Consider the following 16,906-nt stretch of genomic DNA (forward strand, 5'->3'; position numbering starts at 1 on the left):
CGATTTGAGGTAGATTTAAGTGTCTATTAAATTTAGTGCAAATGAAATTAGATACATAGCTCTTTTCGAAAACATGACTGGAGCAATGGTAAAAGATTGCATTATCGATGATGAACATGGAAAAGTTACTTTCGTTGTTAAGAATGGTGACATGGGACTTGCTATCGGTAAAAAAGGAAGTTCCGTATCTAAAGTTCAAAGAGCAGTAGATAAAGGTGTCGAGATTATCGAACTCGATGATGATCCGATACAGTTTATTAAAAATGTTTTATCCCCTGCAAAATTGCAAACTGTTAAAGTAAGTCAAAAACAGTCAGGCGAAAAAATAGCTACTGTCACAGCAGACAATACCAACAAGCGTATTGCTATCGGTAAGAATGGAATCAATATTGAAAGAGCTAAATTGTTAGCAAATAGACAACATAATATTGACAATATTATTTTAAAATAGCTTTAATTAGCTATTTTATCAATTTATTTTTTCATTTGTTTTTTTAAAAAAAACTTTTTTTTATTTATTTTATGTATAAAAATGAATACCTTTATAAAGGTTGAAATATATAGATTATCATAAGATATCTGTACTTTTTTGATAACTTGACTATGTGTGCTTTTTGTCATGTTTTGAATTTTATTTCAAGATATCTTCATTTAGATAAAAGCATTTTATCTAATTAATTATTATTACTGATTGTATCTCAGAATTTAGATTGTACTATTGTCAATGGTATAAATCGCAGCGGTGGATTCTAAGATATATTTTTAACAAAAAGATTAGAGGAATAAATATGCCAGGACTTTTTGCTGCAAAAAAACTTAAAAAGAATAGACAAAATTTTAAGTGGAAAGATGTAGATTACAAAAGAAGAGCTTTAAGATTAGACGTTAAAGCGGATCCTCTCGAAGGAGCTCCTCAAGCTAGAGGTATTGTAATCGAAAAAGTAGGGATAGAAGCAAAACAACCAAACTCTGCTATCCGTAAATGTGTACGTGTTCAATTAATTAAAAACGGTAAACAATTAACTGCTTTCGCACCAGGTGACGGAGCTATCGGATTTATCGATGAACACGATGAAGTAATGATTGAAGGAATCGGTGGACCATCCGGAAGATCCATGGGTGATATTCCTGGAGTCCGTTGGAAAGTTTCCAAAGTTAACAATGTAGCTTTATCAGAAATGGTAAGTGGAAAAATAGAAAAACCTGTAAGATAAGGTGGTTATATTTATGAGTAAATTATTTGATAAATGGGATCTCGATGAAGTAAAAGTTGAGGACTTAGGTTTAGTAAAATATATCTGCTTAGATGAAACTTTAGTTCCACATACTTCTGGTAGACATGTAAAAAGACAATTCGCAAAATCTAAAGTATCAATTGTTGAAAGGTTAATGAACAAAATCATGAGAACCCACCTCAACTCCGGTAAGAAAAATAAAGCTTACAATATCGTTAAAGATGCTTTAGAAATCATTAATAAAAGAACTAAAAAGAATCCTGTTCAAGTTTTAGTTACTGCAGTTGAAAACACTGCACCTCGTGAAGAAACTACTCGTATCAAATACGGTGGTATCGGTTACCAAGTTGCTGTGGACATCTCTCCACAAAGAAGAGTAGACCTTTCATTAGGATTCTTAACTAGAGGTACTTTACAATCTTCATTCAAAAACAGAAAATCTGTTGCTGAATGTTTAGCTGACGAATTAATCCTTGCATCTGAAGAAGATTCAAGAAGTTTCGCTTTACAAAAAGCTGAAGAGAAAGAAAGAGTTGCTAAAGCAGCGCACTAATCATATAATATTTATTAATTAGGTGGTTATTTTGAGTAGAAGAGACAAAATGATTGCAAAAATCAAAGAGTTAATGTATGAACCTGACCAAATCAGAAACATTGGTATCTGTGCTCACATCGATCACGGTAAAACCACTTTATCTGATAACCTCCTTGCAGGTGCAGGAATGATTTCTGAAGAACTTGCAGGTGACCAAAGATTCTTGGATTTCGACGAACAAGAACAAGCTCGTGGTATTACTATCGATGCTGCTAACGTATCCATGGTACACGATTACAAAGAAAAAGAATATTTAATCAACTTAATCGATACCCCTGGTCACGTTGACTTCGGTGGGGACGTAACTCGTGCAATGAGAGCTGTAGACGGTGCAGTAGTTGTAGTTTGTGCTGTAGAAGGTATCATGCCTCAAACTGAAACAGTATTCAGACAAGCGTTAAAAGAAAATGTAAAACCTGTATTGTTCATCAACAAAGTTGACAGATTAATCAACGAGTTAAAATTAGAACCTGAAGAGTTACAGAACAGATTCTTGAAAATCTTCATGGAAGCTAACAAGTTAATCAGAAACATGGCTCCTGAAGACAAAAAAGAAGAATGGAAATTAGACTTCACTGACGGTAGTGTAGCATTCGGTTCCGCATACCACAACTGGGCTATCAACGTTCCAACCATGCAAGAAACCGGAATCAACTTTAAAGATATTATTGATTATTGTAATGCTGACAACGAAAGAGAATTAGCTCAAAAAGTACCTTTATCTGACGTATTATTAGGTATGGTAGTAGAACACTTACCTTCCCCTAAAGTAGCTCAACAGTACAGGGTACCTAACATCTGGGACGGAGACATCGACTCTCCTGCTGGTGAATGTATGATCAACACCTCCCCTGACGGACCTTTAGCTGTAATGGTTACCAACGTATCTGTAGACAAACACGCTGGTGAAATCGCTACCGGTAGGGTATACGGTGGAGCAATCGAAAAAGGTACTGAAGTTTACATGGTCGGCTCTCACGGTAAATCCAGAGTACAGCAAGTAGGTGTCTACTTCGGTCCTGAAAGAGTTAACACCGATAAAGTTCCTGCAGGTAACATCGTATATGTTGCTGGTGCAAAAGGAGCTATCGCTGGTGAAACCTTATGTTCACCTGATCACAAAATCAAAGAGTTCGAAGGATTAGAACACATCTCAGAACCTGTAGTTACCGTAGCTGTAGAAGCTAAAAATACCAAAGATTTACCAAAATTGATTGAAGTATTAAGACAAACCGGTAAAGAAGACCCAACCGTTAAAATCGATATTAACGAAGAAACCGGTGAACACTTAGTTTCCGGTATGGGAGAACTTCACTTAGAAGTTATCGGTTACAGAATCAACGAAAAAGGTGTAGACATCACTACATCCGAACCAATCGTTGTATACAGGGAAACTGTCAGACAGTTATCTCCACAAGTTGAAGGTAAATCCCCTAACAAACATAACAGATTCTACATCACAGTTGAACCTATTGAACCTGAACTCTATGCTGCAATCCAAGAAGGAGACATTAAAGAAGGTAGAGTTAAAGGTAAAGAAATGGCTAACGACTTCATGGAATACGGCTTAGATAAAGAAGAAGCCAGAAGAGTATGGGCTGTTCACAACAGAAGCATATTCCTCAACATGACTCGTGGTATTCAATACTTGGATGAAGTTAAAGAATTATTACTTGAAGGATTTGAAAATACCTTGAAAAACGGTCCTTTAGGTGAAGAAATCGCTATGGGATTAAAATTCAAACTTCATGATGCAAAACTTCACGAAGACGCAGTTCACAGAGGACCTGCACAAGTATTGCCTGCTATCAGAAACGCTATCTTAGGTTCCATGATGCTTGCTGAACCTGCATTACTTGAACCAATGCAAAAAGTAGTTATTGACACTCCTAATGATTACATGGGTGCATGTACTCGTGAAATCCAAAACAGAAGAGGTCAAATCGTCAACATGGGTCAAGAAGGAGACATGGCAAGAATCGAATCTAAAGTGCCTGTAGCTGAAATGTTTGGTTTCGCTGGAGACATCAGATCTGCTGCTGAAGGTAGATGTTTATGGTCTACTGAAATCGCAGGATTTGAACCACTCCCACGTGAGATGCAACATCAAATCGTAAAAGAAATCAGACAAAGGAAAGGTTTATCTGAAGAACCATTCCCTGCAAGCCACTACTTAGGTGACTTATAAAATTAAAATTAAATTTTTAATTTTTTTATATTTTTATATTTTCATAAAAAATCATGAAAAAAACATTAGCTATTTATATGTTAAAAAACATATAATGAATTTAAGCTATCATTTAAGCTTATTAATTATATTATTAAAAGAGGTTATATAATGGCAAAAGAAAAAGAACATCTTAACTTAGCATTTATTGGACACGTTGACCACGGAAAATCCACTTTAGTTGGACACTTATTATTAAAAGCTGGTGCAATCGCTGAACAACAATTAGACGACGGAGAAAACAAATTCAGATTTGTTATGGACAAATTAGGAGAAGAAAGAGAAAGAGGAGTAACTATCGACTTAGCTCACCAAAAATTCTCCACCAAAAAATACGACTACACTGTTGTAGACTGTCCTGGACACAGAGACTTCGTTAAAAACATGATCACCGGTGCTTCCCAAGCTGACGCTGCTGTATTAGTAGTAGACGCAAAAGACGGTGTAATGCCTCAAACCAAAGAACACTTATTCTTATCCATGACTTTAGGTATTAAACAATTAATCATCGCAGTTAACAAAATGGATATCGTTGATTACAGTGAAGAAAGATTCAACGAAGTTAAAGAAGAAGTTGGTGTTGTACTCAAATCCATCGGTAGAAACCCTGCTGATGTTCCTTTCATCCCTCTTTCCGCATTTGAAGGAGACAACATTAAAGAAAAAAGTGACAACATGTCCTGGTACAAAGGCGACACTCTTATTGATGAATTAGACAAATTAACTCCACCTGAAAAACCTACCGACTTACCTTTAAGGATCCCTATCCAAGATGTTTACTCCATCACTGGTGTAGGAACCGTACCTGTAGGTAGAGTAGAAACCGGTATTATGAAAAAAGGTGAAAACGTTATCTTTGAACCTGCTGGAGCTTCCGGAGAAGTTAAATCTATCGAAATGCACCACGAACAATTTGAAGTAGCTGAACCTGGTGACAACATCGGATTCAATGTAAGAGGTGTAGGTAAAAACGATATCAGAAGAGGAGACGTAGCTGGTCACACCGACGCTGCTCCTACCGTAGCTAAAGAATTTACTGCACAAGTTGTTGTATTACAACACCCTGGTGTAATCACCGTTGGATACACTCCTGTATTCCACTGTCACACTTCCCAAACTGCATGTACTTTCTTAGAATTAACTTCCAAAATCGACCCTGCTACCGGTCAACCTGAAGCAGGAACTCCTGACTTCCTCAAAACTGGTGATGCAGCTATCGTTCAAATTAAACCTACTAAACCAATGGTTATGGAAGAAGCTCAAAACATCCCACCTATGGGTAGATTTGCTATCAGGGATATGGGTCAAACTGTTGCTGCAGGTTTATGTCTTAAAGTTACCGATAAAAAATAATTTTGTAAACAATTACTTATAAAGTAATTTTTTACTTTATTTTTTTTGTTTTTGGAGGATAATAAATGAATCAAGCAAGAATTAAGCTTACTGGAACAGACCCAGAAAAATTAGCATACGTATGTGATCAACTTAAAAAAATTGCTGAAAGAACTGGTGTCGACTTATCTGGTCCTATTCCATTACCTACTAAAAAATTAGTAGTGCCAACAAGAAAATCTCCTGATGGAGAAGGTAAAGCTTCTTGGGAAAAATGGGAACTCAGAATTCATAAACGTTTAATCGGTATTGGAGCTGATGAACGTGCTATGAGACAAGTCATGAAAGTAAACGTTCCTGATAATGTAAGTATTGAAATTGAACTTAAAGGATAAATATTTAGAATCCTTCTAAATATTCCTTTTCATATGCCGAGATAGTCTAGTCTGGTAAGGCGCAGGACTTGAAATCCTGTGAGGTCACCCTCGCCTGGGTTCAAATCCCAGTCTCGGCGTTTACCACTATTTTTAAAAAAAACTTTTTAATTTGATATCTAATTCGTCAAGATTAGATACTATATCATTTTTATTTAATTCATCTATTTTTGGTCTTTGAATCATTATGACTGCAACATCCTTTTCGTTTGCGGCTAGTATCTTTTCAATGACTCCGCCTACATCGCCGCTTTCCTTTGTAATCATTACGCTTGCGCCGTATCTTTCAATCAGTTCAATGTTTTCCTCTACGCTGGCGGCACCTTTCATTGGAATGATGTGTGACGGATCAACACCTAACTTTTCACATTTTTCAATGGAGCTTTCCACCTTCAGTATTCTTGGGTAGAACCTGTCGACGCTGACATATTTCAGAATGTCTTCCATGGTGTTGGCTCCTGCAAAGTGCAGCACGTTTCCTTTGCGGAACTCACTTTCGATCAATTTTCCTGCCATGTCAAATGAATCTGCATAATGGATGTGTGATGTGTCTATGTTTTCAAGGTTGGTGGTGGGTCTCTCGAAGCGGATATATGGCATTTCCAGTTCATTGGCGATGCTGACACTTGTCCTGGTGATGTGTTCGGCAAAGGGATGTGTAGCATCGATTAGCATGCCGATTTTCTCATTTTTGATTATGTCAATGATTTCCTCTTTTGGAAGCGGACGCGCTATCACCTCATCGCTTCCGGCTTCCTTGGCCAGCCTTGCCCCATATTCTGTGGTTGTGGTGGTTAGGATAAAGCAATCATGATTTTTCTTCACATGCTCGATGATGTTTGTTGAGTCTTTTGTTCCCCCAAGTAACAGTATCCTCATTTTATCACTCTTTTCATGATTTTTTCGGCAATGATTATAGTGAATGCAACAATAATGATTACCACCCAGTCAATCAATGAGATTGATGTGGTTCTGAATATGATCTGCAGTTGCGGCAGGTATATGATCAGCAGTTGAAGCAGGAATGACAGGATAATTGCCAAATAAAGGTAAGTGCTTGGCTTGTCTGAATCCGCTTTTCTGTTGTACGCGTTAAATAGCTGATACATTACGAATAATGTAAATGCAATTGTCATCGCTTTGCTTTCGCTTGATTTAATGCTCAGCTGATAAGCGAATACGGCTATTGTTCCGATTGCCATTACAAGACCTGAAATCAGTATTTCAATAAGGGTCTTTCTGGTCAGAATGTCGCCTGTTTCCGGAGGGCGATGCATAAGGTCCTTTTCTGCACCTTCAATGCCTAATGTCTGTGCCGGAGGGCCGTCCATCACAATATTCAGCCATAATAACTGGACCGGATTGAATGGTAGAGGCAGGTTCAGAAGTGATGTTCCGATAATTGTCAGTATTGCTCCGACATTTGTTGAAACCTGGAACTTGACGAACCTTTTGATGTTGTCATAGATTTTACGGCCTTCCTTGACCGCCTTGACAATTGTTGCAAAGTCGTTGTTTTCCAGAATCATGTCCGCTGATTCCTTTGCAACATCAGTGCCGTCGCCCATTGCAACTCCAATTGATGCCTTTTTAAGTGCGGGCGCATCGTTTACTCCATCACCTGTCATTGCAACAATATTTCCTGAACTTTTAAGGGCCTCGACGATTCTCATTTTCTGTTTTGGCTTTACCCTTGCATACACTTGGATGTCATCCGCAATGGCCAAGTACTCTTCAGTGGTGAGTTCCTCCAGCTGGTCTCCGGTTATTGTCCTTCCTGTTGTAAGTATTCCGAGGTTTCTTGCAATTGAGCAGGCAGTTTTTTCATGGTCTCCGGTAATCATCTTTACCTTGATTCCGGCCTGCAGACAATCGTCTACAGCCTTTTTGGCATCTTTTTTCGGAGGGTCCGCCAATCCGAGAAGGCCTGTGAAAGTCAGATTTTCCTCTGTGTCATGGTCGTCTTCAAATTTGTATGCAAATCCGATTACTCTCAGTGCATGGCCGCTCATTTCATCAATTTTTTTAATTATAATTTCCTTGCTTTCAGCATCAATTATTTTAATGGTTCCATCATAATCTATATATTTGCACTTGTCTAGAATTATTTCTGGAGCACCTTTTGTAAAAATGATATTCTTTTCACCGTTTAGGCTATGTACAGTAGTCATCATTTTACGATTACTGTCAAGAGGTATTTCATCAATCCTTCTTAAGTCGCTTTTATGATTTTGGCAGAATTTTAAAATTCCTCCGTCTGTCTGGTCGCCTATGGCTTCTCCGTTGGAGATGGTGGCATTGTTGCATAGTTTTCCAATTTCCAATGTCCTGTCTTCATTGGTGAAATATGATTCGACAACGGTCATCCTGTTTTCGGTCAGTGTGCCTGTCTTGTCGCTGCAGATGATTGTACATGATCCTAATGTTTCGACTGACAGCAGTCTTTTCACTATCGCTTGGGATTTTGCCATCTCGGACATGCCCAATGCAAGTGTCAGTGTAAGAACCGCAGGTAAACCTTCAGGAATTGCCGCAACGGCAAGGGAAACGGCAGTCATGAATGTCTCGACAAGAGGAATGCCCTTGAGGAGTTCCAAAATGAATATTGCAATACAGACTATGATTGCAATCAGTGACAGTGTCTTTCCAAGCCTTCCCACTTTGGCCTTCAGAGGGGTGTCCTCGTCATCCTCTTGGACAACTTCTGCAATCTCTCCAACATGGGTTTTCATTCCAATCGCTTTCACGACACCTATTCCATTTCCGGAGAGTATATTGCAGTCCATATAGACCTCATCTTCAATATCCTTTTTGACCGCTTCGGATTCGCCGGTCAGGGATGATTCGTCACATGTGAGGTTATTTGCCTCAATCAGTATCAGGTCTGCAGGCACCTTGTCTCCCTCTTCGAGTATCACAAGGTCTCCGATTGTCAGCTCCTCGGAATTTATCTGCTCAATTTTATTTTCCCTTTTCACCACTGCGGTCTTGACGATCAGATTCTTTAGGCTTTCAACTGCCTTCTGTGATCTGTATTCCTGAATGAATCCCATGATGACATTTAAAAGAACTGCAAGCATGATTACGCCTGCATCGATGACATCGCCGATTGCATAGGCGGCAATGGCCGCAACTATTAGAAGACCAATCAGAATATCTACAAATTGGATAAGGAATAATTTGATTAATGGGGTCGGCTTTTTCTCTTCAATCTTGTTTAAGCCATACTCCTTTTGCCTTTCAAGGACTTCATTTTTGCTGAGCCCTTCTTTTGATGAGTCAAATTGAGATAGAACGTTTTCCATTGCATCACCTTAAAGTGTAAAAACTGGCCCTTTTGAAATTTTTTAATTTCATTTTAACTTTACCCGTATTTAAATCTTCGTTTGTCAGTGGCTTTATAATGAGCTGTGAGTCGATTTCAACTGCAAGCTTGACAATGTATGGCTGAAGCTCGCTTGGAGGCCTTATCGAATAGATCATGTCAATATCTTTGTATAAATCCATATTGGGATTTGTAATGTCATCTCTTATGACTGTTTCGTCCTTTGGATTGATGTCAGTTTTAATTAAATCGATATTGTCCTTTGAAGCAAGATAATTTGCAATTTTGTCAAATCTGCCAACAGCAATCTCGGCAATTTTGACATTTCCTGTTCCGGCTTCACTTAGGATATATTCCGCAAAATCGTCCCACATTTTTAATCCTCGGTTTAATATTTGTCATCAAAACTATTAAATACATTGATTTTTATATTTTAATTTGCTATGATTGTAAGGAAATTTAAGCCGAATGATTTAAAGAGAGTTTATGAAATAGAAAACATGTCCTTCAATCAGTCTTACGGCATCAACATGTTTCAGCAGCTGTATGAAATGGGTGTCGGTTTTTTGGTTGCAGAGGAAGACGGGTATGTCATTGGATATGTCATATTCTGGATAAAATATGAAAATCAGGGCCATATAATTTCCATTGCAGTTGACAAGAATTACCGTCGCCATAAAGCTGGAACACATCTGCTTGTAAAGGCAATATCAATATTGTCACTTCTAAACCTCGACACCATATACCTGGAAGTCAATGAAAACAATACTGGTGCGGTTGAGTTTTACAAGACATTCAATTTTAAAATAGACAGGGTTGTTCCGGGATATTATGAGGATGGTGCAGGGGCCATCTTGATGTATCTGCACTTAAATAGAGGTAAAATTCCCCGCTAGCATTTGCCTGTATTGGGCTATTGCCTCTGGCGGTATGTTTCCGGTAAGATAAAAAATGGCTATTAGTGCAATGTAGAACGCGAATATTGCCAGTTGGATATGCCCATGCTTTCTAGCAACAGGGTCCTTTCTGGTTGAAAGGTATATTGCAATGATCAGTCCGAGGATTCCACCCAGAATTGAGAAAATGTAACCGAACAGTATCAGCCATCTGCTTGTCCGGTTTTGCCTCTGTTCGGGTGGTCTTTGAACAACCTCTTTTTGAATAACAATCGGACCGAAATTACTGGTGTTTGTTTTTTCAAATTGTTGCTTAAAGAGTAATGGAGTACCGCATTTGACACAATATTCTGCTTCAGGGGGATTGTGGAATCCACATAATGAACATGTATCTGGATTAGCTTCAATTTTTGGAAATTCATGTCCGCACTTATAGCAAAAACCGTATTTGTCATCTGCAGCAGTACCGCATTGAGGGCATCTTCTAATCATATTATCACTTAGTTAATTGAACAACCTCACCTTGTAGAAGATGAGGATTCCTAGATTTTGTTTTTTTGCTCAATGGGTTAATTGAGTCTTTTCTAGGCAATCTCCGCGGAACCATCGGTTCAACAATCATTATGTGATTGTTATATAGTAATTTAATTACAATAATATTTAAATTTAAAGAGGGAGCATTTGAAAAGTATTCCCAATCCCATTTATGCAATTCATCCACAACCTTGAAGAGGTCATGGTATTCTTGCATCATTTAGATAATTATTTATGATTACTTATAAATGTTTTTAAATTTTAGTAAAATTTATTATGCTCGCATTAGATAGAATAATTAATGATTGAAAAAATCGAGATTACACAAAGGTTTAATTTTAAAAGGCTTAATCGCCACTATGAGTGTTTCACCATTGATTTGGTCAACAATAATGCATATTATAAAATTTCCGAGCGCGGAAGCGGCGATAAATTTTTGAGCGAACACTCCCTTTGTGATGACTCATGGATTGACATACTTGTCGATTTGAGGAAAAGCATGACCAGTGCTATTCATGCATTTGATGATTCTCAAAAGGACAAATTCCTGCAGGATTTCAATGATTTGAAATTGTTTGAGGACTTTGAATCTGAGGAATTCACTTATTTTGAAAAGATAGAGCTTATCTATTCCTGCAAGGTCATAATCTATTCGACTGACAATTTCGAGGAATATGACTTCAAGAACAATTTCCCTAGAAACTGGATTGGATTCGGTGAAATGCTCGAGGAATTATTTGGTTTTGATGTATTGCACCTCAATTACCAAAGGCAGCTTGTGACTCCACTTTATTTTGACATCAGAAAGGATGGAGTTTACTTGGAAGATAAATTGCCTCTCAAGACTATTGAGTTTGGCCACTACAGGACATACCCTTATGAACTTCCAAATCCTCGGCTGATCATTAACTTTCCAGAAAATAGGATTGACGGATATATTGATAAGGAATTGACCGGCAGTGACCGGGAGCTGATTTTGGAATTGCTTGAGAGATATCATGTCTACATGTGGATTTTTGATGAGTATCACAGGAAGTCAAATGCCCGTGACCCCGATGATTTGGAAGGCTATGACTGGTATCTGGAAATAGTCTTTGAAGGGGACATCATATGGCACATATTCGGCTATAATGACTATCCAGACACCTATGTCGGCCTTGCACGGGAGGTAATTGAAATCACAGGCATGGACCTGCTTGAGGTTGATACGATTTCTGATGGTGATTTGGAGCTTTTCGACAAGTTTGGCAATGAAAAAATCAATGGCAACTAATACATTTTCTAAACTGAATTCAAAGGAGATATCATGAAAAAGGTTAAAATAACTATCTTGAAAACAACTCTTCAGGAGGACCTTGCAAAGGAATATGGAATTGAAGGATTGTCCACATGTCCTTTAATGTCTGAAGGCCAGGTTTACTACGCGGATTACGCAAAGCCGGAAAATTTCTGTGATGAGGCATGGAAGGCAATATATCAATATGTATTTGCCCTTGCCCATGGAGTTAATGATGTTTGGTACTACAATGATTGGATTAAGACTCCCGGTGTTGCAATTGTTTCATGCAATGATGGTTTAAGGCCGGTTATTATGAAATTAGAGGCAACAGATATAGAATCCCTGCCTGAATCAGATTAGCTGACAAGTTCGATATACTCTTCAAGCAGATCGAAGAGTTCTTCTTTAGTATTCATTTTAAATATTCTTGGCTTTATTTCGGAGCTTCTCCACTGGCCCTTAAGATAGTATGCCGTATGGGTTCTCATCTTGTGCATCGCAACCTTTTCGGGTCTGATTTGGCTTAGCAATTCGGCATGCTGTTTAATCATTTCGATTTTTTGGTCCAATGTGATTTCTTCAGGTTCTGTTCCATCATCCAGATAATCGATGCACTGCCTTATGAGCCATGGGTTTCCAAGAACCCCTCTGCCGATCATCACTGCATCGCAACCGGTTTTGTCAATCATTTCACGGGCATCATAACATGACCAGATGTCTCCGTTACCGATGACAGGTATTGAAAGGGATTCCTTGACTTCCTTGATTATTGACCAGTCGGCGCTTTCACCGTATCTTTGCTCTCTTGTCCGTGGATGGACGGTTATTGCTGATGCCCCTGCATCCTCAACGATTCCCGCAACTTCAAGGGCATTTATGCAGTTGCTGTCCCATCCGCTTCTGATTTTTGCTGTCACAGGTACGCTGACGCTTTTAACAACAGCCTCCACGATTTCACCTATCTTTGGAGGGTTTTTAAGAAGTGCGCTTCCTGCCTGGGACCTCACCGCCACCTTTGGAACAGGGCATCCCATGTTGATGTCAATGATGTCAGGCTTCATGGTCTCCTCAATGTATTTTGCGGCTATTTTGAATGATTCGACTTCCGCTCCAAAAATCTGCTGGGAAATTGGTCTTTCATAATCTGTCATATAAAGCATTTCCTGTGTTCTTGTGTTTTCATACATTATTGCCTTATCTGACACCATTTCAGTTTCAATCAGTCCGCATCCCATTGATTTGGCTATTCTTCTGAATGCCGAATCGCATATTCCTGCCATGGGTGCAAGGACCACCTGGTTGTCAATTTCAACATTTCCAATTTTCCATTTCATAGAAGTCACGTTAAATTATCTGATTTTTCCTTGTTTTTTCATTAATTATTTATATTTGTAATTATATAATTTATACTATTATATTAATTTAATTATTATAGGGATAACATGTCCGGAGTATCATCAAAAGAATTATATGAATTTAAAAAGACATTAAAAGAATTGGCAAATAAGAGAGGCAGAGGTACTGAGCTTGTTTCCGTTTACATCCCACCATCCAAACAATTGAGTGATGTTGGTAAGCACATGAGAGATGAAATGGGTCAGAGCGCTAACATTAAGAGTAAACAGACAAGAAAAAATGTACAGTCTGCAATTGCGGTTATTTTGGAGAGTATAAAACTATACAAACAGCCTCCTGAAAATGGTATTGTCCTGTTTGTGGGTATGATTCCTAAAGGCGGTCCTGGAACTGAAAAGATGGAAAAATATATTTTGGAACCGCCGGAACCTGTTCAGACTTACTGGTATAAATGTAACAATGAGTTCTTCCTGGAACCTCTTGAATACATGATTGAAGAGCATGATGTTTATGGTGTGGCAGTAATTGATAGGAATGAAGCTACCTATGCTACATTGAAAGGTAAGAGGGAAACCATTCTTGGGCATTTGACTAGTGGAGTTCCAGGAAAGCATAAGGCTGGAGGACAGTCCCAAAGAAGGTTTGACCGTGTTATCGAAGACCTTGCTCACCAGTTCTTAAAGCGTATTGGAGATCATATGAACGAGGCATTCCTGCCTTTGAAGGATGATTTGAAAGGAATCATTATTGGGGGACCTGGTTTTACCAAAAAGGATTTCTATGAGGGAGATTACCTTCAATATGAGCTTAAAGACAAAGTCATGACTATAGTTGACACATCCTACACTGGTGAAGAGGGTATCCGTGAAGTTATTGCAAAATCTGCTGATGATTTGGCAAATCTTGATGTGATGCAGGAAAAGAAACTTGTTCAAAGATTTATTCAGGAATTAAGAAAAGACAAGGGATTATACTCCTACGGTGAGGATGAAGTCAGAAACAACTTGATTATCGGTGCTGTTGATGTGCTGCTCTTGTCAGAAGATTTAACTAGCATGCGTAAGGTATTTGCCTGTCCAAGCTGCGGAACCCAAAAGGAAATCACAGTCAAAACCCAGGCTGAAGCTGATAATCTTGAGGAGAGATGCCCTAACTGTAATGAAGTTCTAAAAGAAGAGTCTTCCATGGATTTGGTTGATGAATTTGTGGAAAAGGCTGAAGAAATGAATACTGATGTCGAGTTCATTTCTACTGAAACTGAAGAAGGCATGCAGCTGTTCCGTGCTTTCGGAGGAATTGGGGCAATACTCAGGTATTACGTTGAACGCTAATTATAACATTTTGGCGATTTGTCCAAATGTGTTATAATATTACTTTTTCTTTTTTCTTTTTTTGTATAATATTCGCTTAACCCTTCTTCTTGGCGTATCTGGTTGATCATTTTGAAAAATATCTGTTTGGGAACGGTATTCTCTTTGTTTATCTCCACATATAGTGAATGCATGCTCCTGTTTTTGGTCAGGTAACTTTCCTTAAGTGTTTGATATTGACTTTTGCTTATCATATTTTATCACTTTGTTTATTAAAAATTAATTTTTGCCCATTTTTAAATATTGATTTGTAAATTATGGTATATAAAGGAATATGGTTTTTAAATTTCTATATAATTTTGTTTAAAATTTTTTTGTATTTTTCTTTTTTGTTCGGTTTTTTGGTTGCAACATGTGATTTTCCAGAACATTTGAATTTTTCAATTCTTCGGAAATTTTATGGTGGAAGATACTTTCCGACTTTGTTTATGTATTGATAATTTTTATTGTCGATTGTAGAAAAATTTTTGAAAAGATTTAAAAAGTAAAATAGGTGTTTTTATATTTTTTTATAATTTGTATAATATATATCTTAATTTTTATGAATAATATTGATTTATTTTTAATAAAAATTGAATAATATTTAAATATGAGGAAGTGCAAATAATTAACTATATTGTTAAATTTTAATGATATAATTTTTATAATTTTATTCGGAGGAATAATTTTGTCATACGTAGATGAAGTAATTGAAACTATAATAGAACAAAACCCTTCAGAACCTGAATTCCACCAAGCTGTACGCGAAGTAATGGAATCTCTAAGGGTGGTAATTGAAGAAAACGAAGAAGAATACAGGAAAAATGCTCTTCTTGAAAGATTAGTAAATCCAGAAAGACAAATCAAATTCCGTGTTCCATGGATTGACGACAACGGCCAAGTGCAAGTGAACACCGGTTACAGGGTACAGTTCAACTCAGCAATCGGACCTTACAAAGGCGGATTACGTTTCCACCCATCAGTAAACCTCGGAATCATCAAGTTCTTAGGTTTCGAACAAATCTTCAAAAACTCCTTAACCGGACTTCCAATCGGCGGAGGAAAAGGTGGATCAGACTTTGATCCTAAAGGAAAATCTGACAGGGAAATCATGGCATTCTGTCAAAGTTTCATGACCGAATTATGCAAATACATCGGAGCTGACACTGATGTTCCTGCAGGAGATATTGGTGTAGGTGGCCGAGAAATCGGTTTCTTATTCGGACAATACAAAAGAATCAGAGGATTATACGAAGGAGTATTAACCGGTAAAGGATTATCCTTCGGAGGATCTCTTGCAAGAACTGAAGCTACCGGATATGGTTTATTATACTTCACAAATGCTATGTTAAAAGCAAATGATATTGATATCGCAGGTAAAACCATTGTCGTATCTGGTGCAGGTAACGTAGCTACTTACGCTATCCAAAAAGCACAACAATTAGGCGGTAACCCAGTAACCTGTTCCGATTCCACCGGATGGATCTACGACCCAGAAGGAATCGATGTTGAATTGCTCAAAGAGATTAAAGAAGTAAGACGTGAAAGATTAACCGCTTATGCTGAAGCAAGACCTTCCGCAGAATACCACGAAGGCAAAGGTGTATGGTCCATCAAATGTGACATCGCATTACCATGTGCTACCCAAAACGAATTGCAATTAGAAGATGCTAAAATCCTAGTTGAAAACGGCGTTTTAGCTGTTGCTGAAGGAGCAAACATGCCAACCACTATCGAAGCAACCGAATACTTACAGGAAAACGGCGTATTATTCGCACCAGGTAAAGCATCCAACGCTGGTGGAGTAGCAACTTCCGCACTTGAAATGTCACAAAACTCAGAAAGATTATCCTGGACTTTCGAAGAAGTTGACGGCAGACTCCAAACCATTATGGAAAACATCTTTGAAAATGCTGCAGCTGCTGCTGAAGAATACGGCATGGACAAAAACTATGTCGCAGGAGCAAACATTGCAGGATTCAAGAAAGTTGTTGACGCAATGAACGCACAAGGAATTGTTTAGAACCACCCTACTTTTATAGTAGAAGATATAAATAATACCATATGGTATTAGAAAATTATGAGGTTAAGGACGATGATTTTTACATCATATTATGTGATGGTAAAAATCTCTCCATTAATTCTCGAAAAAAGTATGCTAATGCATTAAAAAATTATACAAACTTTCACCAACTTACTCTAGAACAATTATTGGACGAAGCAGAAGATGATGAAGAAAATAATGTTCGTGAATCAAGAAGGAAGATACGTTCTCGTCTAATTAATTTTAGAACACATTTAATTAATGATTTGGGATATAAAGCTTCAACCATTAAAACCAACA

Annotated in this window: 17 protein-coding genes, 1 tRNA gene and 1 pseudogene; 13 read left to right on the forward strand and 6 right to left on the reverse strand. The window is 37.8% G+C overall.

Annotated features, from left to right (window positions below):
• Positions 1-19 precede the first annotated feature (19 nt).
• The 7 genes from E7Z79_RS07090 (at position 20) to E7Z79_RS07120 (ending at position 5,903) form a co-directional block, all read left to right on the forward strand.
• A complete protein-coding gene (locus E7Z79_RS07090; protein ID WP_292739359.1) occupies positions 20-451 on the forward strand; it encodes a NusA-like transcription termination signal-binding factor in 432 nt (143 codons plus the stop codon).
• Between the two features lie 337 nt (positions 452-788).
• Complete coding sequence (locus E7Z79_RS07095) at positions 789-1,214, forward strand: 30S ribosomal protein S12 (RefSeq protein ID WP_067044341.1); 426 nt, start codon at positions 789-791, stop codon at positions 1,212-1,214.
• A gap of 13 nt (positions 1,215-1,227) precedes the next feature.
• Positions 1,228-1,788, forward strand: a complete 561-nt coding sequence (locus E7Z79_RS07100; RefSeq protein WP_116592275.1) for a 30S ribosomal protein S7 — start codon at positions 1,228-1,230, stop codon at positions 1,786-1,788.
• A 31-nt stretch (positions 1,789-1,819) separates the two neighbouring features.
• Positions 1,820-4,018, forward strand: a complete 2,199-nt coding sequence (locus E7Z79_RS07105) for an elongation factor EF-2 (RefSeq protein WP_303739269.1) — start codon at positions 1,820-1,822, stop codon at positions 4,016-4,018.
• Between the two features lie 150 nt (positions 4,019-4,168).
• Positions 4,169-5,410, forward strand: coding sequence for a translation elongation factor EF-1 subunit alpha (gene tuf / locus E7Z79_RS07110; protein ID WP_303739270.1), 1,242 nt, complete (start codon positions 4,169-4,171; stop codon positions 5,408-5,410).
• Between the two features lie 65 nt (positions 5,411-5,475).
• Positions 5,476-5,784 (forward strand): 30S ribosomal protein S10, encoded by a 309-nt coding sequence (gene rpsJ, locus E7Z79_RS07115; RefSeq protein ID WP_042691424.1) that lies wholly within the window; start codon positions 5,476-5,478, stop codon positions 5,782-5,784.
• A 35-nt stretch (positions 5,785-5,819) separates the two neighbouring features.
• A tRNA-Ser gene (locus E7Z79_RS07120) sits at positions 5,820-5,903 on the forward strand.
• A gap of 13 nt (positions 5,904-5,916) precedes the next feature.
• Here the strand turns inward: E7Z79_RS07120 and cobK are convergent.
• The 3 genes from cobK to E7Z79_RS07135 are packed head-to-tail and all read right to left on the reverse strand — an operon-like array spanning position 5,917 to position 9,522.
• The gene (gene cobK, locus E7Z79_RS07125; RefSeq protein WP_303739271.1) at positions 5,917-6,702 is read right to left on the reverse strand and encodes a precorrin-6A reductase; all 786 of its coding nucleotides are present in this window, start codon (positions 6,700-6,702) and stop codon (positions 5,917-5,919) included.
• Positions 6,699-9,128, reverse strand: a complete 2,430-nt coding sequence (locus E7Z79_RS07130) for a calcium-translocating P-type ATPase, PMCA-type (protein ID WP_303739272.1) — start codon at positions 9,126-9,128, stop codon at positions 6,699-6,701. The genes cobK and E7Z79_RS07130 overlap by 4 nt, the downstream gene beginning before the upstream one ends.
• 4 nt (positions 9,129-9,132) lie before the next feature.
• Positions 9,133-9,522 carry a UPF0146 family protein gene (locus tag E7Z79_RS07135; RefSeq protein WP_303739273.1) on the reverse strand — a complete coding sequence of 130 codons (390 nt, stop codon included), beginning with the start codon at positions 9,520-9,522 and terminating at the stop codon, positions 9,133-9,135.
• A gap of 69 nt (positions 9,523-9,591) precedes the next feature.
• Between E7Z79_RS07135 and rimI the strand changes: the two genes are divergently transcribed.
• Positions 9,592-10,044: a ribosomal protein S18-alanine N-acetyltransferase gene (rimI, locus tag E7Z79_RS07140; protein ID WP_303739274.1), complete on the forward strand. Its 453-nt coding sequence runs from the start codon at positions 9,592-9,594 to the stop codon at positions 10,042-10,044.
• Here the strand turns inward: rimI and E7Z79_RS07145 are convergent.
• Positions 10,018-10,536 carry a zinc ribbon domain-containing protein gene (locus E7Z79_RS07145; protein ID WP_303739275.1) on the reverse strand — a complete coding sequence of 173 codons (519 nt, stop codon included), beginning with the start codon at positions 10,534-10,536 and terminating at the stop codon, positions 10,018-10,020. The two genes, rimI and E7Z79_RS07145, sit on opposite strands and share 27 nt — an antisense overlap.
• Before the next feature lie 4 nt (positions 10,537-10,540).
• Positions 10,541-10,798, reverse strand: coding sequence for a hypothetical protein (locus E7Z79_RS07150; RefSeq protein ID WP_303739276.1), 258 nt, complete (start codon positions 10,796-10,798; stop codon positions 10,541-10,543).
• Positions 10,799-10,879: 81 nt separating this feature from the next.
• Here E7Z79_RS07150 and E7Z79_RS07155 point away from each other — a divergent pair, with 81 nt between their 5' ends.
• Both E7Z79_RS07155 and E7Z79_RS07160 read left to right on the forward strand, forming a co-directional pair.
• Entirely contained in the window at positions 10,880-11,851 is a 972-nt protein-coding gene (locus tag E7Z79_RS07155; protein WP_303739277.1) for a hypothetical protein, read from the forward strand.
• 33 nt (positions 11,852-11,884) lie between these two features.
• Positions 11,885-12,217: a TIGR04076 family protein gene (locus E7Z79_RS07160; RefSeq protein WP_303739278.1), complete on the forward strand. Its 333-nt coding sequence runs from the start codon at positions 11,885-11,887 to the stop codon at positions 12,215-12,217.
• On the opposite strand, the gene dusB is transcribed toward E7Z79_RS07160, so the two are convergent.
• Positions 12,214-13,191, reverse strand: coding sequence for a tRNA dihydrouridine synthase DusB (gene dusB, locus E7Z79_RS07165; protein ID WP_303739279.1), 978 nt, complete (start codon positions 13,189-13,191; stop codon positions 12,214-12,216). The genes E7Z79_RS07160 and dusB overlap by 4 nt on opposite strands.
• A gap of 108 nt (positions 13,192-13,299) precedes the next feature.
• Between dusB and prf1 the strand changes: the two genes are divergently transcribed.
• The 3 genes and pseudogenes from prf1 to E7Z79_RS07180 all read left to right on the forward strand — a co-directional run.
• Complete coding sequence (prf1, locus tag E7Z79_RS07170; RefSeq protein WP_303739280.1) at positions 13,300-14,544, forward strand: peptide chain release factor aRF-1; 1,245 nt, start codon at positions 13,300-13,302, stop codon at positions 14,542-14,544.
• A gap of 706 nt (positions 14,545-15,250) precedes the next feature.
• On the forward strand, positions 15,251-16,585 hold the full coding sequence (gdhA, locus tag E7Z79_RS07175) for an NADP-specific glutamate dehydrogenase (RefSeq protein ID WP_303739281.1): 1,335 nt from the start codon (positions 15,251-15,253) through the stop codon (positions 16,583-16,585).
• Between the two features lie 41 nt (positions 16,586-16,626).
• Positions 16,627-16,906: pseudogene (locus E7Z79_RS07180) on the forward strand (hypothetical protein); the annotation flags it as partial.

The sequence above is a fragment of the Methanobrevibacter thaueri genome (genome assembly GCF_015062905.1).
Classification (GTDB): Archaea; Methanobacteriota; Methanobacteria; order Methanobacteriales; family Methanobacteriaceae; genus Methanocatella; species Methanocatella thaueri_A.

Excerpts from the sequence above, each read along its gene's own strand:
- E7Z79_RS07095 (WP_067044341.1), top strand. The coding sequence starts at position 789 with ATGCCAGGACTTTTTGCTGCAAAAAAACTTAAAAAGAATAGACAAAAT.
- E7Z79_RS07100 (WP_116592275.1), top strand. The coding sequence starts at position 1,228 with ATGAGTAAATTATTTGATAAATGGGATCTCGATGAAGTAAAAGTTGAG.
- tuf (WP_303739270.1), top strand. The coding sequence starts at position 4,169 with ATGGCAAAAGAAAAAGAACATCTTAACTTAGCATTTATTGGACACGTT.
- rpsJ (WP_042691424.1), top strand. The coding sequence starts at position 5,476 with ATGAATCAAGCAAGAATTAAGCTTACTGGAACAGACCCAGAAAAATTA.
- cobK (WP_303739271.1), bottom strand. The coding sequence starts at position 6,702 with ATGAGGATACTGTTACTTGGGGGAACAAAAGACTCAACAAACATCATC.
- E7Z79_RS07130 (WP_303739272.1), bottom strand. The coding sequence starts at position 9,128 with ATGGAAAACGTTCTATCTCAATTTGACTCATCAAAAGAAGGGCTCAGC.
- E7Z79_RS07135 (WP_303739273.1), bottom strand. The coding sequence starts at position 9,522 with ATGTGGGACGATTTTGCGGAATATATCCTAAGTGAAGCCGGAACAGGA.
- rimI (WP_303739274.1), top strand. The coding sequence starts at position 9,592 with ATGATTGTAAGGAAATTTAAGCCGAATGATTTAAAGAGAGTTTATGAA.
- E7Z79_RS07145 (WP_303739275.1), bottom strand. The coding sequence starts at position 10,536 with ATGATTAGAAGATGCCCTCAATGCGGTACTGCTGCAGATGACAAATAC.
- E7Z79_RS07150 (WP_303739276.1), bottom strand. The coding sequence starts at position 10,798 with ATGATGCAAGAATACCATGACCTCTTCAAGGTTGTGGATGAATTGCAT.
- E7Z79_RS07155 (WP_303739277.1), top strand. The coding sequence starts at position 10,880 with ATGATTGAAAAAATCGAGATTACACAAAGGTTTAATTTTAAAAGGCTT.
- E7Z79_RS07160 (WP_303739278.1), top strand. The coding sequence starts at position 11,885 with ATGAAAAAGGTTAAAATAACTATCTTGAAAACAACTCTTCAGGAGGAC.
- dusB (WP_303739279.1), bottom strand. The coding sequence starts at position 13,191 with ATGAAATGGAAAATTGGAAATGTTGAAATTGACAACCAGGTGGTCCTT.
- prf1 (WP_303739280.1), top strand. The coding sequence starts at position 13,300 with ATGTCCGGAGTATCATCAAAAGAATTATATGAATTTAAAAAGACATTA.